Annotated in this window: 12 protein-coding genes and 1 pseudogene; 5 read left to right on the top strand and 8 right to left on the bottom strand. The window is 71.0% G+C overall.

Translation table 11 applies throughout. From position 1 onward, the window contains the following. Positions 1-3: 3 nt before the first annotated feature. Positions 4-1,968 (bottom strand): penicillin-binding transpeptidase domain-containing protein, encoded by a 1,965-nt coding sequence (locus tag EAD89_RS02585; RefSeq protein ID WP_121674549.1) that lies wholly within the window; start codon positions 1,966-1,968, stop codon positions 4-6. Positions 1,969-2,257: 289 nt separating this feature from the next. On the opposite strand from EAD89_RS02585, the gene EAD89_RS02580 reads away from it, so the two are divergent. Beyond that, positions 2,258-7,339, top strand: coding sequence for an NAD-glutamate dehydrogenase (locus EAD89_RS02580; RefSeq protein WP_121674548.1), 5,082 nt, complete (start codon positions 2,258-2,260; stop codon positions 7,337-7,339). Positions 7,340-7,409: 70 nt separating this feature from the next. Here EAD89_RS02580 and EAD89_RS02575 read toward each other — a convergent pair whose 3' ends face one another. Then, complete coding sequence (locus EAD89_RS02575; protein WP_121652540.1) at positions 7,410-8,114, bottom strand: class F sortase; 705 nt, start codon at positions 8,112-8,114, stop codon at positions 7,410-7,412. Between the two features lie 164 nt (positions 8,115-8,278). Continuing rightward, positions 8,279-8,587, bottom strand: a complete 309-nt coding sequence (locus EAD89_RS31295) for a pentapeptide repeat-containing protein (RefSeq protein WP_368666329.1) — start codon at positions 8,585-8,587, stop codon at positions 8,279-8,281. Here EAD89_RS31295 and EAD89_RS31290 point away from each other — a divergent pair. Both EAD89_RS31290 and EAD89_RS02565 read left to right on the top strand, forming a co-directional pair. Continuing rightward, positions 8,518-9,483: pseudogene (locus EAD89_RS31290) on the top strand (hypothetical protein); the annotation flags it as partial. The gene EAD89_RS31295 and the pseudogene EAD89_RS31290 overlap by 70 nt on opposite strands. A 472-nt stretch (positions 9,484-9,955) precedes the next feature. Beyond that, positions 9,956-11,674, top strand: a complete 1,719-nt coding sequence (locus EAD89_RS02565; protein ID WP_121674547.1) for a glycoside hydrolase family 6 protein — start codon at positions 9,956-9,958, stop codon at positions 11,672-11,674. Between the two features lie 116 nt (positions 11,675-11,790). On the opposite strand, the gene EAD89_RS02560 is transcribed toward EAD89_RS02565, so the two are convergent. The 5 genes from EAD89_RS02560 to EAD89_RS02540 all read right to left on the bottom strand — a co-directional run bounded on the left by EAD89_RS02560 (position 11,791) and on the right by EAD89_RS02540 (position 16,004). Then, a complete protein-coding gene (locus tag EAD89_RS02560) occupies positions 11,791-12,177 on the bottom strand; it encodes a hypothetical protein (protein WP_121674546.1) in 387 nt (128 codons plus the stop codon). A gap of 98 nt (positions 12,178-12,275) precedes the next feature. Beyond that, positions 12,276-12,584 (bottom strand): hypothetical protein, encoded by a 309-nt coding sequence (locus EAD89_RS02555; RefSeq protein ID WP_121652537.1) that lies wholly within the window; start codon positions 12,582-12,584, stop codon positions 12,276-12,278. A 15-nt stretch (positions 12,585-12,599) separates the two neighbouring features. After that, positions 12,600-14,261, bottom strand: coding sequence for a sodium:solute symporter family protein (locus tag EAD89_RS02550; RefSeq protein WP_121652536.1), 1,662 nt, complete (start codon positions 14,259-14,261; stop codon positions 12,600-12,602). A gap of 207 nt (positions 14,262-14,468) precedes the next feature. Further along, the gene (locus EAD89_RS02545) at positions 14,469-15,395 is read right to left on the bottom strand and encodes a hypothetical protein (protein WP_121674545.1); all 927 of its coding nucleotides are present in this window, start codon (positions 15,393-15,395) and stop codon (positions 14,469-14,471) included. A gap of 12 nt (positions 15,396-15,407) precedes the next feature. Further along, positions 15,408-16,004, bottom strand: coding sequence for a hypothetical protein (locus tag EAD89_RS02540; protein ID WP_121652534.1), 597 nt, complete (start codon positions 16,002-16,004; stop codon positions 15,408-15,410). 224 nt (positions 16,005-16,228) lie between these two features. On the opposite strand from EAD89_RS02540, the gene EAD89_RS02535 reads away from it, so the two are divergent. Together EAD89_RS02535 and EAD89_RS02530 are read left to right on the top strand one after the other, a co-directional pair. Then, complete coding sequence (locus tag EAD89_RS02535; protein ID WP_121674544.1) at positions 16,229-17,719, top strand: catalase; 1,491 nt, start codon at positions 16,229-16,231, stop codon at positions 17,717-17,719. A 238-nt stretch (positions 17,720-17,957) separates the two neighbouring features. Then, on the top strand, positions 17,958-20,383 hold a 2,426-nt coding region (locus EAD89_RS02530; protein ID WP_121674543.1), incomplete at its 3' end, for a nitrate- and nitrite sensing domain-containing protein.

Raw genomic sequence — 20,383 nt, 5'->3', positions numbered from 1 at the left:
GGGTTAGCGGGTTGGGAGGGCGCGGAGGAAGCGTTCGGCGATCGGGACGGCGGACGCCGTGCTGGCGCCGCCCTTCTCCACGAAGACGGCGAAGGCGACGTCACCCCGCCAGCCGACGAACCAGGCGTGCGTGTGGGCCGGGTTGTCGTCGTACTCGGCGGTGCCGGTCTTGCCGTACACCTCGCCGCCCGGCACGTCCTTGAGTGCGCTGCCGGTGCCGGTGGTGACCACCTCGCGCATCATGGTGCGCAGCGCCTCGACCGACTCCGGCTTCAGCGGCTCGCCGGCCGCGGCCGGACTGGCCGGCGCCGGGTCCATCAGCAGCTTCGGCTGCTCGAAGCGGCCCCGGGCGACCGCGGCGGTGGCACCGGCCATCGCCAGCGGACTGACCAGCGTGGTGCCCTGCCCGAACGAGGCCGCGGCCTGCTCGGCGAGGCTGCCGCCCGTCGACACCTTGCCGGTGAACGCGTCCGTGCCGAGGGCCCACTTACCCTCCAGGCCCAGCGAGCGGCCGGCGGCGGCCAGCCCGTCGCCGCCGAGCTTCGGCGCCAGCGCGGCGAACGCCGTGTTGCAGGACTTGGCGAAGTCGGTGCGGAACGGCACCGAGCCGAGCTCGAAGTTGTCCGAGTTCTTGAACGACCGACCGTCGACGGTGAAGGTCTTCGGGCAGTTCACCGGCCCGTCCAGCGTGACCGCTCCGCGATCCAGCAGGCCCAACGCGCTGACCATCTTGAACGTCGAACCCGGCGGTACCTGGGCGGTGAAGGCCAGGTTCTCCCCGGCCGGCCCGGGCCCGTTGGCCGCGGCGAGCACCGCGCCGTCGCTGATCCGCACCGCCACCAGGGCGGACCGGCGTGGCTCGGCTCGCAGGGCCCCGTCGGCCGCGTTCTGGGCGGCCACATCGAGGGTGGTCTTCAGCGGCTGGCCGGGCTGCGGCTCCCGGCGGAACAGTTCGGTGCCGGTGGCTGCCAGCTTGCCGTCCTCGGCGGGCCGCTCGACCACGACGGTCAGCCCCGGCGCGCCGCGCAACCGCTCGTCGTAGCGGCCCTGCAGACCGCCGTGCCCGACGAGGTCGCCGGCGACGTACCGGTCGGGGTGCGCGGCGAGGTCGTCGGCCTGCGCCGGGTCGACCGAGCCGAGCAGTGCCCGGGCGAACTCCCGGGTCGGCGCGAGGTCGAGCTTGTCGGACACGAACTTCGTGCCCGGCAGGTCGTAGATCCGGGGCTTGATCTGCCGGTACGCGTCCTCGCGCAGGGTCACCACCTCGACGAGGGCGCCCGGCTCGGCCTTGGCCACCCGCGCGGGCAGGTCGGACAGGTCGACGGCGGGGACCAGGGCCGGTCGGATCGCCCTGAAGCCCGCGTCGAGGTCCTTGACCAGCTTCTTGATGTCGGTGACCTGGTTCGGCTGCACACCCACCCGGACCACCGGACGGGCCGTCACGATCGGCTGCCCCGCCTGGTCCAGCAGCCCGGCCCGGGGGCCGGTGTCGCGGCGCAGCCCCAACCGGTCACCCTTGGTCAGCTGCTCGTGCATCAGCCTGGGCTCCCACATCACCTGCCACTGGTCATCGTTGCCCTGGACGAGCCGCACCTCCCGGTCGTACGCCCAGCGGGTGCCACCCGGCAGGTTCCACTCCACCCGGATGGGCGCGATCGCGACGTCGGCGGTGATCTTCGGCTCGCCCCGGCGGGTCAGCGTGGGCGGGGTGGCCGACAGCTCGCCGGAGAGCTCCTTGATCTCCCGCGTCACCTCGGCCGCCGGCAGCTTGACGCCGGTCGGGTCGACCAGGCCGACCGCCTGAAGGTCACCGCTGCGCCAGCCGGCGAGGAACGCGTCGACGTCGCGCTGCGGCCCGTCCTCACCCGAGCAGGCGGCCAGGAGCCCGGCGCTGAGCAGGGTCGCGGCGAGGGCGGCGAGTTTCCGCCGGTGGTTGGGCCGGTGGGGCCGGGGGTACGACAAGGGCATGGAGCGGGTCCTTCCGATCTCGGACTGCCCCTGCACGGTAGTACGCGACCGCCGTCCCCAGCGTCCCGTGGTGCCGCCCGACGTGCGGAAAGACGGACCGCGCCCGTGTGATGAACATCGCGTGGCGGGGTATCCCGCAACCGGCCAGCCTCGGACCCGCAACGGGTGAAAGGACAGAGTCCCGATCCGGACGTCCGGCCAGTGGTCCACCGACGAAGGTGCAGAGCGGTAGGCCTAGGCTGGGCGGCAGAGTGACCCACAACGCGGTGGGTCGAGGGGAGTGGCACCGATGGACCGGCGTCCGGCGATCAAACCGGAACCCGACCTCCGGCAGGATGACTCCGGCCGGGACGATGACAGCTTCGATTCGGCGACCGACGGGGACGGCTACGGCCGTCTCGACTCGGGAGTGACCGGGCTGACCGGGTCGAGCATCGACACAATCTACGATCTGGGCCTGCCGAAGGAGGCGTTGGCCGACGACGTGGAGGACGCCGATCTCGACGAACCGGTGCCCAACGCGGAGCGCCTGGTGGCGCAGGCTGTCGCGCTCGCCGGGGACGACCACGACGCGGCGACCCTGGTGGGACGCTTCTGGCGGTTCGCCCCGGACGAGGAGCTGGTCGGCTTCACGGCGGAGGAGATGCTCGACGCGGCCCGCGCGCACCGGGACCTCGCCCAGCAGCGGGTGCCCGGGGAGCTGAAGCTGCGGATCCACGAGCCGCACGCGGATCAGCACCACACGGTCGTCGAGATCGTCACCGACGACATGCCCTTCCTGGTCGACTCGGTGACCGCGCTGCTCAACTCGTACCACCTGGACGTGCACCTCCTGGTGCACCCGCTGATCGTGGTCCGGCGCGAGCCGCTGGGCCGCCTCACCGAGGTCTCCGCGGACGTGGAGCCGGACGACGCGATCGCCGGCGACACCATCGAGAGCTGGATGCGGATCGAGATCGACCCGGTCCGGGACGCGGCCGAGCGGGATCGGCTGCGCCGCGAGTTGCAGCGGGTGCTCACCGACGTGCGGGAGGCGGTGGAGGACTGGCCGAAGATGCGCCAGCGCGCCCTGGCTCTGGCCGACGAACTGGCCGCCGCGCGAACCTCCGAAAACCGCCCGCCGGTGCCGGAGAAGGACATCACCGACTCGGTGGAGCTGCTGCGCTGGCTCGCCCAGGACCACTTCACCTTCCTTGGCTACCGTGAGTACCGGTTGGTGGACGCGCCGGGCGGCGAGGGCTCGGACGTGGTCGACGGCCAAGCGCTGGAGGCGGTGCTCGGCACCGGTCTCGGCATCCTGCGGTCGGATTCCCCGGAGGCCCGTTCGCTGTCCTCGATGACGCCGGAGGCCCACGAGAAGGTGCTGGAGAAGCGCCTGCTCATCATCACCAAGGCCAACTCGCGGGCCACCGTGCACCGCTCGGCGTACCTGGACTACATCGGCTTCAAGATCTTCAACGAGGCCGGCGACGTGATCGGCGAGCGGCGCTTCCTGGGTCTGTTCTCCACCGCCGCGTACCGGACCAGCGTGCGGGAGCTGCCGGTGGTGCGCCGCAAGGTGGCCGAGGTCCTGGACCGTTCCGGCCTGAGCCGACGCAGCCACTCCGGCAAGGATCTGCTCCAGATCCTGGAGACCTACCCGCGCGACGAGCTGTTCCAGATCAAGACCGACGACCTGTACCACGCGGTGATCGGCGTGCTGCGGATGGCCGGCCGCCGGCAGCTGCGGGTCTTCCTGCGCCGGGACGCGTACGGGCGGTTCATCTCCTGCCTGATCTACCTGCCCCGGGACCGGTTCACCACGCAGAACCGGCTACGGATGCAGGACATCCTGCTGCGCGAGCTGAACGGTGTCGGGGTGGACTACACCACCCGGGTCACCGAGTCGATGCTGGCCCGGGTCCACTTCATCGTCCGCACCGACCCGACCCGGCCGCCCGGCGAGATCGACGCCGACCTGCTGGCCGAGGAGCTGGCCGACGCGACCCGCCTCTGGGACGACGACTACCGGCTGGTGCTGGAACGCAAGCTCGGCGACGAGCAGGCCAAGCACCTGTTCGCCCGGTACGCCGACGCGTTCCCGGAGGGCTACAAGGACGGGCACACGCCGTACGAGGCGATGAAGGATCTGGCGAAGCTGGAGCTGCTGGAGGAGCCCGGCCAGCTGGAGATGCACCTGTTCCGCAAGCAGCTCGCCCCCCGGCCCGGCACCCGGGTTCCGGGGGCCGACCTGGTCGAGGCCATGGACGTCCGGTTCAAGGTCTACCGGTACGGCGAGCCGATGATGCTCTCCGCGGTACTGCCGGTGCTGCACTCGCTCGGCGTCCGGGTGGTCGACGAGCACCCGTACGAGGTGGACCGGGTCGACGGCCGGGTCTACCTCTACGACTTCGGCCTCATGCTGCCCGAGGGGCACCAGGAGCTGGCCGAGGTACGCCCGCACGTGGAGAACGCGTTCGCGGCGGCCTGGCGCGGCGAGGCCGAGGTGGACCGGTTCAACGAGCTGGTGCTGCGCGGCGGGCTGACCTGGCGACAGGTGGTGGTGCTGCGGGCGTACGCGAAGTACCTGCGGCAGGCCGGCACGGTCTTCTCGCAGGACTACATGGAGCAGACCTTCATCGCGTACCCGAAGGTCGCCGCGCTGCTGGTGGAACTCTTCGAGACCCGGTTCGCGCCGGGTGAGCTCAGCGCCGAGCAGCGCCAGCAGCGCAGCGGTGAGCTGGTCGAGGCGATCCGGGGCGCGCTGGACGACGTGGCCAGCCTCGACCAGGACCGGATCCTGCGCTCGTACCTGACGCTGATCGAGGCGACCCTGCGGACCAGCTTCTACCAGAAGCCGGTCGGCGGGCGGCCGAAGGCGTACGTGGCCTTCAAGCTCGATCCGCAGGCCATCCCGGACCTGCCGGCCCCGCGGCCGAAGTTCGAGATCTTCGTCTACTCGCCCCGGTTCGAGGGCGTGCACCTGCGGTTCGGGCCGGTGGCCCGGGGCGGGCTGCGCTGGTCCGACCGTCGGGAGGACTTCCGCACCGAGGTGCTCGGCCTGGTCAAGGCGCAGATGGTGAAGAACACCGTGATCGTGCCGGTGGGCGCCAAGGGTGGCTTCGTGCTCAAGCAGAAGCCGGGCGACCGGGACGAGGCGGTCGCCTGCTACCAGGAGTTCGTCGGCGCGATGCTGGACGTCACGGACAACATCGTCAGCGGGCAGATCGTGCCGCCCGTCGACGTGGTCCGCCACGACGGCGACGACCCGTACCTGGTGGTGGCGGCGGACAAGGGCACCGCGACGTTCTCCGACATCGCCAACGAGATCTCCAAGGCCCACAACTTCTGGATGGGCGACGCGTTCGCCTCCGGCGGTTCGGCGGGCTACGACCACAAGAGGATGGGCATCACCGCCCGGGGCGCCTGGGAGTCGGTCAAGCGGCACTTCCGGGAGCTGGGCCTGGACACCCAGACCCAGGACTTCACGGTGGTCGGCGTCGGCGACATGTCCGGTGACGTGTTCGGCAACGGGATGCTGCTCTCCGAGCACATCCGGCTGGTGGCCGCCTTCGACCACCGGCACATCTTCCTGGACCCCGATCCGGACGCGGCCACCTCGTACGCCGAGCGCAGGCGACTGTTCGAGCTGCCCCGGTCGTCCTGGGAGGACTACAACCCGGAGCTGATCTCGACCGGTGGTGGCATCTTCTCGCGTACCGCGAAGTCCATCCCGATCACGCCGCAGGTCCGGGCGGCGATCGGCCTGGACGACGACGTCACGCAGATGTCGCCGCAGGAGCTGATGAAGGCGATCGTGACCGCGCCGGTGGACCTGTTCTGGAATGGCGGCATCGGCACCTACGTCAAGGCGTCGAGCCAGACCAACGCCGAGGTGGGCGACAAGTCCAACGACGCGATCCGGGTGGACGGGCGCAGCCTGCGCTGCCGGGTGGCGGGCGAGGGCGGCAACCTGGGTTGGACCCAGCTCGGCCGGATCGAGTACGCCTTGACCGGTGGCCGGATCTACACCGACTTCATCGACAACGCGGCCGGTGTGGACACCTCCGACCACGAGGTGAACATCAAGATCCTGCTGAACACCGCGGTCGCCGACGGGGAGCTGACCACCGCCGCCCGGGACGAGCTGCTGGCCGAGATGACCGACGAGGTCGCGGAGCTGGTGCTGCGGGACAACTACGACCAGGCCCGGGCGATCAACAACGCCCAGGCCCAGGCCGCCTCGCTGCTCCCGGTGCACCGCCGGATGATCAATGATCTGGAGCGCTCCGGTGCGTTGGACCGGTCGCTGGAGGCGCTGCCGCCGGACGAGGAGTTGGCGGTCCGCAGCGAGTCCGGGCTGACCGCGCCGGAGTTCGCGGTGCTGCTCGCCTACGTGAAGATCGTCCTGGAGCGGGAGATCCTCACCGAGGGGCTGGCCGACGAGGAGTGGACGACCGATGTTCTGGTCAACTACTTCCCGACCCCGATGCGGGAGCGGTTCGCCGACCGGATGGGCCGGCACCGGCTGCGCCGGGACATCGTCACCACCGTGCTGGTCAACGAGGCGATCAACCGGGGCGGCATCTCGTTCGTCTTCCGGGTGGTCGAGGAGACCGCGGCCAGCGCGGCCGACGTGATCCGGGCCTACGTGGTGGTCAGCGAGGTGTTCGGGCTGCGTGAGCTGTGGGACGCGGTCGAGGCGCTGGACAACAAGGTCTCGCCGGAGCTGCAGACCAGCGTCTACCTGGACACCCGGCGCCTGCTCGACCGCGCGGTGCGATGGCTCGTGTCCAACCGGCGCTCGCCGATCGACGTACCGGGTGAGATCGCCCGGCTGCGCGACGGGGTGACCCGGCTGCTGCCGGGGCTGGAGGACTTGTTCTACGGCACCGAGCGGCAGGCCATCGCGGCGCACATCGACTCGATGACCGAGCGTGGGCTGCCCCGTGAGCTGGCCGAGCAGGCGACCCGGCTGATGTACAGCTTCGGCCTGATGGACGTGGTGGAGACCGCGACCCGCAGCGGGCGGGACGTGGGCGAGGTGGCCTCGGTCTACTTCGTGCTCTCCGACCTGTTCCGGGTGGACTCGCTGCTGTCGAAGATCTCCCTGCTGCCGCGGGAGGACCGTTGGCAGACGTTGGCCCGGATGGCGCTGCGCTACGACCTGTACGCCGCGCTGGCCGCGCTCACCGCGGAGGTGCTCGACTCCACGCCGGATCAGCTGCCGCCGCACGAGCGGGTGCAGCAGTGGGAGCAGTCGAACGCCACCTCGATCCACCGGGCGCGCCGGGCGATGGGGGAGTTCGACGAGTCGCGGGCGGATCTCGCCGCCCTGTCCGTGCTGCTGCGCCAGATCCGCACCCTGGTGCGGACCTCCGCCGCCGCCTGATCAGGTACGCCGGACGCGGTCCGGCCGGTCGGGTCACCCCGGCCGGCCGGACCGCGTTCGCTGTCGCGGGTCAACCCGCCAGGGTGGCGAAGACGACCACGTTGTCCGGGTAGCTCTTGGCGGCCTGGTCGAACTGACCGCCGCAGGTGACCACCCGGAGGCCGGGTCGGTCGTTCGGCCCGTACACCAGCTCGGTGGGGAAGGACGTCTTCGGGTACGACTTCACCGAGTCGACCTTGAAGGCGACCGGCTTGCCGTCCGCGCGCCGCACCGTGATGGTGTCGCCGGGGACGAGAGAGCCGAGGTCGAAGAAGACGGCCGGGCCGAGCTTCGCCGAGTCCACGTGCCCGACGATGACCGCGTTACCGGTCTCGCCGGGGCTCGCGCCCGGCTCGTACCAGCCGGCCTGGTCGGCCTGCTCCAACGGGGGGACCTGGACGGTGCCGTCCGGGTTGGTGCCCAGCGACATGATCGTCGCGTTGACGCCGATCTTGGGGATCTCGATGCTGGTCGGTGCGGACCGCGCCAATCCCGCCGGAACATCCCCGTCGGCGGCGGGTTCGCCGTCGACCGGCGGGACGTCCGTGCCGGTGACCGCCGGCCCGGTGACCTCGGGACCGGCCTGGGCCAGCGGCTGCGGCGGGCGGGGAGAGGGCGTGGTCTTCAGCGAGGCGCCGATCATGCCAGCGCCGATCATGGCCAGGGTGACGACGACGACCGCGCCGGCGGCGCGCCACGGTTTCCCGTGACGGCCGCCGGCCCGTGTCGTCGTCACGTCAGACGAGCGAACCATCGGTCCGCCGACGACGCATCAGCACGATCCCGCCCAGCGCGGCAGCGCCGAGCAGGCTCGCCCCACCGGTGGCCAGGCCACGGTCGGTGCCGGTGCTCGCGCCACCGTCACCACCGTCGACCCCGCCGTGGGGCAGCACGACGAGCTCACCCTCGCCGCACGAGCCCTTGAGCTCGTAGCGACCCGGGCGGGCGTCCTTGTCGACCTTGGCCTCGCCGTAGTAGACGAAGTCCCGCTTGTTCTCCCAGCGGTCCTCGTCCCGGCTGTCCTTGCCGTTGTCGCCACGCTCGTCCGAGCCGTACTCGTCCCGGCTGTCCTTGCCGTAGTCGCCGCGCTCGTCGGAGCCGTACTCGTCCGAGCCGCGCTCGTCGGAGCCGTACTCGTCGGAGCCGTACTCGTCCGAGCCGCGCTCGTCCGAGCCGTACTCGTCGGAGCCGTTCTCCTTGGACTCCCAGCCCTTGTCCGAGCCGTACTCGTCGGAGCCGTACTCGTCCGAGCCACGCTCGTCCGAGCCGTACTCCTCGTGGCCCTTGGACTCCCAGTCCTTCTTGTCCTCGTCCTTGGACTCCCAGTCCTTCTTGCCTTCGTCCTTGGACTCCCAGTCCTTCTTGTCGCCGCTGTTCTCCGCGTCCTGGCCGTGCTCTTCGCCCTTCCAGTCCTTGCGGTCCTCGTCCTTGCGGTCCTCGTCGCGGTTGGCGTCGGCGGCAGCGCCGCCACCCTGGCCGCCGTTCTCGTAGCCGCCCTTGTCGTCCTTGCCCTTGTCGTCCTTGCCGTGCTCGTCCTTGCCGTTCTCGTCCTTGTTCTGGTCGTCCTTGCCGTGCTCGTCCTTGCCGTTCTGGTCCTTGCCCTTGTCGTCCTTGCCGTGCTCGTCCTTGTTCTTGTCGTCCTTGCCGTGCTCGTCCTTGCCCTTGTCGTCGTGGCCGGAGGAGTTCTCCTCCTTGTTCCACTCGCCGCGGTCGTCGCCCCGGTCGTCGTGCACCGGCTTGAGCTTGACCTTGCCGGTGACCTTGGACCACACGAACGCGTGCTCCTGGCGATCCGGGCAGATCTCGAGGAGCTTGACCTCTTCGCCAGCCTTGACGACGTGCGGCTTGGCGAAAACCTTGCCCTCACGGTCCTTGCCACCGTCGTGGTGCCCGTCGGCGAACGCGATCCCCGGCGTGAACACGAGGAGCGCCGCACCGCCGAGCGCGGCGCCCGCAACGACCTTCCCGAGCATCTTCTTAGCCATGACCTGCGTCACTCCATCCCTGTTGTCCTGAGCCCGGCGACAACCGAGCTAAGACCGACGTTAGACCGTTTCATGAACTATGAAGGGAAACATTCGTGTTTTGACCTTTACCGTTGGTAAGTGGCGAAGGGGTGCTAAGCGGCTTTCACTCCGTCGAACGCCGTGTGGGAGCGTGACGGGTGACCCAAGGCGTTCCGCGCCCGCTGTGCCGGCCCGGTCGGGACATCCGGTACCGGCGGCCCGGTTCCGCTCGCGCCGGTCGCGCTCTCTCGGCGGTATCGTCCGACTCGGGTCGGGCGCCGCCGCCGGAACGCATCGAGCCATTGCCATGGAAGCGCTCCCATGCAAGAATCGGCGCACGCGGTTCGGGGAGCCACACCGCGCAGGCAGGGGAGTCGAGGGCATCCGGTCCGCCGGACGACATCCCGCCGCCGACCGACCGCCTGGCGGTCGTTCACCACCACCACCGCCCGTCCGGGTCGGGCACCCCCGAAGAATCCCGTTGGCGCCGGAGGCCGTCCGTCCAGGACGCCCACCGGGCCGTCTCGCCGGGCCGTACGCGGGCCCGGTCTCGCCCAAGGAGATCAGTGGCATGAATGTGTGGAGAAGGCTGTCCGGCCCACGCCGGGCCCTTGCGCTCGCCGGCGCGGGTGTCCTGGTCGCCGGCGGGTTGGTGACGATCCCCGTCACCGCGGCGCAGGCCGCGACCCAGTGCGACATCGCCTACTCGGCGAACGAGTGGCCCGGCGGCTTCACCGCGAGCATCACCATCAAGAACGTCGGTGACCCGATCAACGGTTGGACGCTCGGGTGGACCTTCCCGAACTCCGGTCAGCGGGTGCAGCAGGGCTGGTCGGCCGAGTTCACCCAGTCCGGCAGCCAGGTCACCGCGCGGAGCCTGTCGTACAACGGCACCCTCGCCACCGGCGCGTCGACCAGCATCGGTTTCAACGGCGCGTGGAGCGGCAGCAACCCGAAGCCGACCTCGTTCACCCTCAACGGGGTGACCTGCAACGGTGGCACCACCCCGCCGACCACGCCGCCTCCCACCGGCAGCAAGGTGGACAACCCGTACGCCGGGGTCCGGGGATACGTGAACCCCGAGTGGAAGACCAAGGCGGACGCCGAGCCGGGCGGCAGCCGGATCTCGAACAACCCGACCGCCGTGTGGTTGGACCGGATCGCCGCCATCAACGGCACCCCGGACAGCAGCTCCAACGGCGCGTTCGGAGTGCGGGACCACCTGGAGGAGGCGCTGCGCCAGGGCGCCGGCTACATCCAGTTCGTGATCTACAACCTGCCGGGCCGGGACTGCGCCGCGCTCGCCTCCAACGGTGAGCTGGGCCCGAACGACCTGCCCAGGTACAAGGCCGAGTACATCGACCCGATCGCCGCGATCCAGGCCGACCCGAAGTACCGGAACATCCGCATCATCAACATCATCGAGATCGACTCGCTGCCCAACCTGGTGACCAACACCTCCGGCCAGGCCGGCGGCACGGCGATGTGCGACACGGTCAAGGCCAACGGCGCGTACGTCAACGGCGTCGGCTACGCCCTGGCGAAGCTGGGCACGCTCGGCAACGTCTACAACTACATCGACGCCGCGCACCACGGCTGGATCGGCTGGGACACCAACTTCGGCCCGACCGCCGATCTCCTGAAGACCGCCGCGGTCGCCTCCGGCAGCACGGTGGCCAACGTGCACGGCTTCATCGTCAACACGGCGAACTACTCGGCGCTGCGTGAGCCGTACGTCAAGATCACTGACACGGTGAACGGCACGTCGGTGCGACAGTCGAAGTGGATCGACTGGAACTTCTACGTCGACGAGCTGTCGTTCGCCCAGGCGTTCCGGCAGAAGCTGGTCCAGGTCGGCTTCGACGCCAACATCGGCATGCTGATCGACACCTCCCGCAACGGCTGGGGCGGCACCGCCCGACCCACCGGACCGGGCGCCACGACCAGCGTCGACACCTACGTCAACGGTGGTCGGATCGACCGTCGGATCCACGCCGGCAACTGGTGCAACCAGTCCGGTGCGGGCCTCGGCGAGCGGCCCAGGTCGGCTCCCGAGCCGGGCATCGACGCGTACGTCTGGGTGAAGCCTCCGGGCGAGTCGGACGGTTCCAGCGAGCTGATCCCGAACGACGAGGGCAAGGGCTTCGACCGGATGTGCGACCCGACGTACACCGGTAACGCCCGCAACGGCAACAGCGCCACGGGCGCCCTGCCCAACGCGCCGATCTCCGGCGCGTGGTTCTCCGCCCAGTTCCAGGAGCTGATGCGCAACGCGTACCCGGCGCTCTGACCGGGCTCCCGCACCCACCCGCCGCCGGCGGTAGGTGAGGCACTGCCGGCGGCAGGTTCCCCGGGTCCCCGGTCCGACCATCCCGGTCGGATCGGGGACCCCCTCGTGCGCCCTGCTCAGGGCACGGTGCGCTCGATCGCCGCCCGGCCCTGCTCGGCCAGGTCGCGGCGGGCCCGGTCCAGGTTCTCCGGGGTGAGGTCCTGCCCGCGGGCCATCACCAGGTCCTCCGGCTCCCAGGGCTGTTCCGCGCCGGTGCGGATGTTGTCCGCGCCGGCGCCGGTGCCCGTTCCGGTCGCCCCGGTGCCGGCGGCGTACGGGTCGCCGAGCAGGTCGTCGGTGTCGGGCGCGAGGTCGTCCGGACGGGTGCGGGGCTCGCCGAACGCCGGGGTGTCCTGGTCCGGGCCGCCCCCGGTTCGCAGCTGCGGAACGGTGCTGTCATCGTCCGCCGCGGCGGCCATCTCCGGGCTCTCCTCCAGCGGCGGTCGGCGGTCGCGATCGGTCATGGTGCTGCCTCCTGTGTCCGACACGTTGCCTGATCCCCCTCGCGTACCCTCTCGGGCCGCGGCCATGCCCCACGCCCACCGGGTGGGTACGCGGTCGGTCAACTGCCGGGATCCTTCTCGTTCGGAGCGGGTGGCTCGGCCGGGCGCAGCCACTGCCAGAGCAGCATGAACAGGCCGAAGGCGAGCATCACGAGGCCGGCCCACAGGTTGATCCGCACGCCCTCGGCCTTGTCGATCTCGGCCCGGCTGTCGAAGACGCCGATCAGCGTCACGATGACCCCGTACGCCACGAAGAGACCACCGATCACGCGGCGGATGTCGAACAGCCGCGCGGCGGCCGAGCGGCGCTGCTCCTCCTGCGCCTCGTCGATCAGCGGGTCCTGTGCCGGCTGGCCCTGGTTGTCCATCTGCCAACCCCTTTCCTAGAAGACCGGGATGTAGAAGAGGGCGGCCAGCGCGACCGCGATCACGCCGAGCAGCACGGGGGAGCGGTACCAGGCGGCGTCGCCCGCGAGCACGTCGCCCTTCAGGTCGACACCGCCCATGCCGTAGACCAGCCCACGCAACTCCTCGTCGCGTTTCGGTGCGGTGAGCGGGGTGATGATCGCGGCGACCACCACCGCCGTGGCGAACGCGAGGCCGGCGCCCCAGAAGCTCTCCTCCAGGTCGGAGTTGAAGTGGACGACGCCGCCCTTGTAGAGCAGGTAGAGGCTCAGCGACACCAGGGTGCCCAGCAGCAGCGACCAGAAGCCGGCCAGCGCGGTCATCCGCTTCCAGAACATGCCGATGATGAAGGTGGCGAACAGCGGCGCGTTGAAGACGGAGAAGAGCGCCTGGATGTAGTTCATGATGTTGCTGAACCCGGCCGCGATGAACGCGGTGCCGATGCCGATCACCACGGCCCCGACCGTCGCCCACCGGCCGATCCGCAGGTAGTACTCGTCCGACCGGTCGCGACGGATGTACGCCTGCCAGATGTCGTAGGTGAAGACGGTGTTGAAGCCGCTCACGTTGGCCGCCATGCCGGCCATGAACGAGGCCAGCAGGCCGGTGACCGCCACCCCGAGCACGCCGTTGGGGAGCAGGTCGCGCATCAGCAGCGGGATCGCGTTGTTGTACTGCAGGTCGCCGCTCTCCGCGCCGAGACCCTTCACCGTCACCAGGGCCACCAGGCCGGGAATGACCGTGACCAGAGGGATGAACAGCTTCGGGTACGCGGCGATGATCGGCGTACGCCGGGCGGCGCTCATGTTCTTCGCCGACAGCGCCCGCTGGACCTCGGCGAAGTTGGTCGTCCAGTAGCCGAACGAGAGCACGAAGCCGAGGCCGAAGACGATGCCGATCCAGTGCGCGCCGAGCGGGTTCGCGGTGGTGCCGGTGTCCTGCCAGGCGTGCAGGCCCGCCTCCCCGAGCTTGGAGTCGCGGACCGCGTCCATCAGCCCGGACACCCCGCCCACCTTGACCAGGCCGATCACGGTGACCGGGATGAGGCCGGCCAGGATGACGAAGAACTGGAGCACCTCGTTGTAGATCGCCCCGGACAGTCCGCCGATGGTGATGTACGCCAGCACGATCGCGGCGCCGACCACGATCGCGGTCCAGAGCGGCCAGCCGAGCAGGGCCTGCATCACCAGGGCCAGCGCGTACAGGTTCACGCCGGCGATCAGCACCTGGGCGACGGCGAAGCTGAGCGCGTTCAGCAGGTGGGTGGGGCGGTTGAACCGCAGCCGCAGGTACTCCGGCACGCTGCGGACCTTGGATCCGTAGTAGAAGGGCATCATCACGATGCCCAGGAAGACCATCGCCGGCACCGCGCCGATCCAGTAGTAGTGGACCGTCATCGCGCCGTACTGGGCGCCGTTCGCCGCCATCCCGATGATCTCCAGCGCGCCCAGGTTCGCGGAGACGAAGGCGAGCCCGGTCACCCAGGCCGGCAGGGACCGGCCGGAGAGGAAGAAGTCGACGCTGGTGCGGATGGCCCGTCGGGCGGCGAAGCCGACCCCGAGGACGGTGACGAAGTACAGGGCCAGGATGAGGTAGTCCAGGCCGTTCATGTTGAGCCGAAGACCGCCGCCGTCGTCCATCACCCGTCACCCCTCATCCGCCCGTTCGGTGCGCGCGCGCCCTATTACCCCGAGCGGGCGATTTCACGCCTGGTGCCGAGCCGTGCGGAGTTCAGGCCTGCTCGGGCGGTCTCCAGCGGAGTCGATCAGGCGGGTGGCCGGCGGTGGTGACCGCCGGGCGCGCGGGGGCACCCCGGCCGGCTGGCCGGGGTGCCCGTGGTGTGTCGCTCAGCGACCCAGCACGCGGTCCAGGAAGTCCCGGTAGCGGCGCACCGCCATCCGCAGCTGCTCGGTGTCCGCCGAGCCGGCGTCCTGCCATCCGCCCAGCTCGTTCTTCTGCGCGGCGAGCGCCGACGCGAGCGCCTGGATGGCCTCCTCGACCAGCGACTGCGCCTCCCCGGCAGCGGCCTGCGGATCGTCCACGAAGCGCAGCTGGACGTCCCGCCACCGGTCCCGGAAACGCTGTGCCGCGTCCGCGTCCAGGAGCGTGGCCGGCTCGGCCGCCACGGTCGACCCGGCGGGTCGCGACGTGCCGGCCGACTCCAGCGAGGCGCCGGCGCCGGCGGAGAGCACCGGGTCGGCGTCCGGGGAGACGGCGTCCGGGTCGACCATCTCCGGCGTGGCGCTGCCGTAGGCGGCCGGGTTCCGATCGCCGCCCGGCGGGGTCAGATCACCGCGCCGCTCGGGCCCACCGTCCGTGCTGCCCGGCGGGGCGACGGTCCGCGTGGAGGTGTCCGCGTCGGCCCGGGCATCATCGGTCTCCGGATCGGTGTTCCGGCGGTGCAGTTCGGCGGTGGGGTCGGCGCGCAGACCCTCACGCTCGCCGTCCTCGGCGCCGTCGCCGGGCTCGGCGGTCCGCTCGGCCCGGGGATCCGGCTGGTCCTGCGGGCGCGGGCTGGCCAACGCCGACGCCGCCACGGCATCGGCCACCGTGGTGGCGCCGAAGACGGTCGGCAGCGGCCCGGGCTCATGGAACCGGCCCTCGTCGGTCCGGTCATCGGCGGTCGACGGGTCGTCGAAGGTGCCCCGGTCGTCGAGGGCGTCCTCGGGCACGTCCGCGCGACCGGCCCGATCTCCGGCCGGCGGCACCGCGACCGGCGCGGACCGGACGGCCTCCGGATGGTCGTTGCTCACCTGCTGCTCTTCCTGGGGCATTCGGTGGCCTCCTCAGCGGCTCGTGGCGTCGTGCGGGGTGTCCGGGTGGCGCTGTTCGGGCGGGCGGTTTCCGACCGGCTCCTCACCGAGCAGGTCGGCGAAGAGCGCCCGGTAGTGCACGACCGCCTGGCGCAGCTCCTCGGTGCTGGCTTCGCCCCGGGAGTTGCGCAGGTGGATCTCGTGCGCGTCCCGGTAGTTGGTCAGCGTGCGGGCGTGCTCGACGGAGAGATGGGCGATCTGGTCGGAGAAGTCCCCGGTCGGATAGCCCTGCTCCTCGATGAGCCGGGTGACCAGCTCATCCGCGTCGCCCACGGTGTCGCTCGGCGAGTCGACGAAACGGACCTGAAGCTCCTCCCAGGCGGCGGCGTAGCGGGCCCGGGACTCCGGGGTGAGCGGCGTGAGCGTGAGCTCGGCGTGCCGGCGTTCCCGGTCGCGCAGCTCGCGCTCCGCGGCGGACCGGCTGTCCTGCTCCGCCACCACCCGGTCGTACTCCGGCCCGAAACGGCTGCGCAGCGCGCGGCGTCGGCCGAGCGCCCGGACGGCTACGGCCAGTGCCGCGACGATGACCAGCACGACGAGCACGATGACGATTATCTGCGTGGGCGACATGGCTCCTCCTTCGTCACCCCGTATTCCCTCCGCGCACTGATCGCCAATCCCGATCCGGAGGACTTTCCTCAACAGTCCGTGTCCGGTGTCGCAGGTACGTGCTCCCGATCGTGCGATGACGAGGGCCACAGCACGGCGTCCGACCAAAACTTGACTCGTTCCAGAAAACGCGCTTGGGTGGAGTGACGCCGGCCCGCGCCGTACCACCCAACTGGAGGAGAGCGATGAGCGACCCACAGGCCAGCAAGCCGATCCTCACCACCCGGCAGGGCCACCCCGTGCACAACAACCAGCAGCAGCGGACGGTCGGTTCGCGCGGCCCCGCCACGCTGGAGAACTACCACTTCCTGGAAAAGATCAGCCACTTCGACCGGGAGCGGATCCCGGAGCGCGTCGTGCACGCGCGCGGTTTCGTCGCGCACGGCGAGTTCGAGGCGTACGGGACGATCGGTGACCAACCGGCGGCGACGTACACCCGCGCCAAGCTGTTCCAGACCAGGGGCACGAAGACGCCGGTCACCATCCGGTTCTCCACCGTCATCGGCGGCCGGGACTCCTCCGAGGCCGCCCGCGACCCGCGCGGCTTCGCGGTCAAGTTCCGCACCGAGGACGGCAACTGGGACATGGTGGGCAACAACCTCCAGGTCTTCTTCATCCGCGACGCGATCAAGTTCCCCGACGTGATCCACGCGCTGAAGCCGGACCCGGTGACCTTCCGCCAGGAGCCGAACCGGATCTTCGACTTCATGTCGAACACCCCGGAGTCGATGCACATGCTGACCTGGCTCTTCTCCCCGTACGGCATTCCGAAGAACTACCGCACCATGCGGGGCTCCGGGGTCAACACCTACCGTCTCGTCAACGACCGGGGCGAGGGCGTGCTGGTCAAGTTCCACTGGATGACCCAGCAGGGCGAGCACAACCTGACCCAGGCCGAGGCGGACGCGATCCAGGCCACCGAACTGGGCCACGCCTCCAAGGACCTCTACGAGGCGATCGAGCGCGGCGAGTACCCGCAGTGGGAGCTCAACGTGCAGATCATGAGCGACGACGAGCACCCGGAGCTGGACTTCGACCCGCTCGACGACACCAAGATCTGGCCGGAGGAGCAGTTCCCCTACCTGCCGGTGGGCATGATGACGCTCAACCGCAACATCACCGACCACCACAACGAGAACGAGCAGATCGCGTTCGGCACCGGTGTGCTGGTCGACGGCATCGACTTCTCCGACGACAAGATGCTCATCGGGCGCACGTTCTCCTACTCGGACACCCAGCGCTACCGGGTCGGCCCGAACTACCTCCAACTGCCGGTCAACCGGCCGCGCGAGGACGTCCAGGTCAGCACCAACCAGGGTGGCGGCCAGATGTCGTACGGCGTGGACAACCGGGGCGGCAACCCGCACATCAACTTCGAGCCGTCCTCGGTCGCCGGTCTCCAGGAGGCCGACGAGTCCTACCGGGAGTACCGCCCGTTCGTCTCGGGGCAGGTCATGAAGGCCCCGATCGAGCGGCAGAACAACTACTCCCAGGCCGGCCGGCGCTTCCGCGAGATGGCGGACTCCGAGCGCGACGACCTGATCCTGAACCTGACCACGCTGCTGGCCCAGTGCGACAAGCACATCCAGGAGAAAATGGTCTGGCACTTCAGTCAGTGCGACGAGAACTACGGCCGGCGGGTCGCCGAGGGGCTCGGCATCGCCGCCGACGCCTGAGCCGTACGCACCACCCCGAGCGCCCCACCGGTTCATGGTGGGGCGCTCGTCGTACCGGGCCCAGCGCATTTCGGAGCGTCCATGTTGGCGCGACAGGCAGTAGTGCAACGCCTCGCGATTACGTATCCTGCCCAAGGCGCCCGCGCCGGTGCCCGGCCTCGTGGCCGGGCGCAGCCGGCCGGCGCGTTGCCCGGCGGTGCCGGCGCCCCTCCTGCCACCCCTGCACGGGCGAGGTCTGATGAGAACCCGCGACTGGCCGATCCGCTCGAAGCTGACCGCGTTGGTCGTCGCGCCGGTGACCGCGCTACTGGCGTTGTGGATCTTCGCCACCACGCTGACCTTCGGTCCCGCCCTGGATCTGCTCTCCGCCCGCACCCTGCTGTACGACCTGGGCCGCCCCGGCGAGACCGTGGTCACCGAGCTGCAACGCGAACGCCGGCTCTCGGTGGTGCAGCTCGCCGGCACCACGGAGCTGCCAGCCCTGGCCGAGCAGCGGCAGCGTACCGATCGGGCGGTCGCCGAGCTGCGCCGCCGGGTCGACGGGGAGGAGCTGCGCGACGCCGCCGACGACCTGCTCGACGCCCGGGTCGACCAGCTGGTCACGGCCCTCGCGGCCCTGCCGGCCGGCCGGGACTTCATCGACGACCGCAAGGTGGACCGGGCCGGCGCCATCGGGCTCTACAGCGGCATGGTCTCGTCGGCCTTCCAGGCGTTCGCCGGCATGGCGAACCTGGCTGAGCCCGACCTCAACCGGCAGGCGCTGGCTCTCACCGCGCTGGGCCGCTCGCGGGAGCTGCTCGGCCAGGCCGACGCGCTGCTGGCCGGCGCGCTGGCGGCGGGCCGGTTCGCCGAGGGGGAGCACACCCAGCTCGTGCAGGCCATCGGCAACCAGCGGTGGCTCACCGAGAGCGCGGTGGCCGACCTGCCCGAGGCCGCTCGGGCCGGGTACCAGCGGTTGACCGAGGGCGCCGCGTTCACCCGCCTCCGCGCCATGCAGGACGCGCTGGTCGTGGCCAACCGGTCCGGCCGGCCACCGGTGGACGCGGCGGCCTGGCAGGCCAGCCACGACGCGGTGCAGCAGCAGCTCCGCGACTTCGAGCTGGCCGAGGCCGACGGGCTCACCGACCGCTCGGTGCCGATGGCGGTCCGGATCCTGGTCCGGTTGGCCGCAGCCGGAGTGCTCGGGCTCGTCGCCGTGGTGATCTCGGTGCTCGTGGCGCTGCGGGTCGGCCGCACGCTGGTCCGACGGCTCAGCGGCGTCCGCACCGCCGCGCTGGAGCTGGCCGAGCACCGGCTGCCGGACGTGGTGACCCGGCTACGCCGGGGTGAGCAGGTCGACGTCGCCCGGGAGGCGCCCCCGCTGGAATACGGCCACGACGAGATCGGCGAGGTCGGGCGCGCCTTCACCGAGGTGCAGCGCACCGCGGTGCAGGCCGCGGTGGACGAGGTCACCCTGCGCCGGGGGCTCAACGAGGTCTTCCTCAACATCGCCCGGCGCAGCCAGAGCCTGGTGCACCGGCAGTTGCACCTGCTGGACCGCATGGAGCGGCGCGCCGAGGACCCGGACGAACTCGCCGAGCTGTTCCAGGTGGACCACCTGGCCACCCGGCTCCGTCGACACGCCGAGGACCTGGTCATCCTCGCCGGCTCCGCGCCGGGCCGCGGCTGGCGCAATCCGGTCGCGATGGTCGACCTGATCCGGGGCGCGAGCTCCGAGGTCGAGGCGTACGACCGGGTGGACATCACCGCCGTGCAGCCGGCCGGAGTGCTGGGCCGGGCCGTCGGCGACGTCATCCACCTGCTCGCCGAGCTGATCGAGAACGCCACCGTCTTCTCGCCGCCGGACACCCGGGTCACCGTCACCGGGGAGCAGGTGGCCAACGGGTACGCGCTGGAGATCACCGACCAGGGGCTGGGGATGTCCGCCGCGGCGCTGGAGAGCGCCAACGTCCGGCTGGCCAGCTCGCCCGAGTTCGACCCGGCGCAGAGCGCCCGCCTCGGTCTCTTCGTGGTGGCCCGGCTGGCCGCCCGGCACGGGGTACGGGTGCGGCTGCGCCCGTCCGGCAAGGGCGGGGTGACCGCCGTGGTGCTGATCCCCACCGACCTGATCACCACCGAGCCGCCGGCCGGCCCCGACCCGGCCGGGCTGGACGCCGCGCCATCCGCCCCCGACCGGCGGCTGGCCCGGACCGGCCGGCGCGCTGCCGTGCCCAGGCCCCGGGCCGGCCGCAGCCGTTCACTCACCGCCCCGCTCACCGCCGACGCCCCGTCCGCCCGACCGACCGGCACACCGGTGCCGGACCCGGCGCACACGAACGGGCCGGCCGCCAACGAATTGGCCGCCAACGGGTCGGCCGCCAACGGGTCGGGCGCCAACGGGTCGGGAGCTGGCGGGCGACCGCCGACCGATCCGGCCACGGGTGGTGGGCCCGGTGACGGTGCGGCCGGCAGCGAAGGGGTGGACGAGCTGGACGGGCTGCCCCGCCGGGTGCGGCGGCGTACCCCGGCATCCCGACCCCGATCAACCGTCAACGACACCCCGACACCCCGATCGCCCGAGGAGGTGCGTCGGGTGATGGCGGCTCTCCAGGCCGGCACCGCCCGGGGCCGCGCCACAGTCGTCACCCCGACGGGCCCGGCACCCGCCCCGACGGGCCCGGCACC

This window comes from Micromonospora sp. BL4 (assembly GCF_003667505.1).
Lineage (GTDB): Bacteria > Actinomycetota > Actinomycetes > Mycobacteriales > Micromonosporaceae > Micromonospora.
The sequence above is the reverse complement of the archived record's forward strand: the minus strand, read 5'-3'. Positions and strand labels throughout refer to the sequence as shown.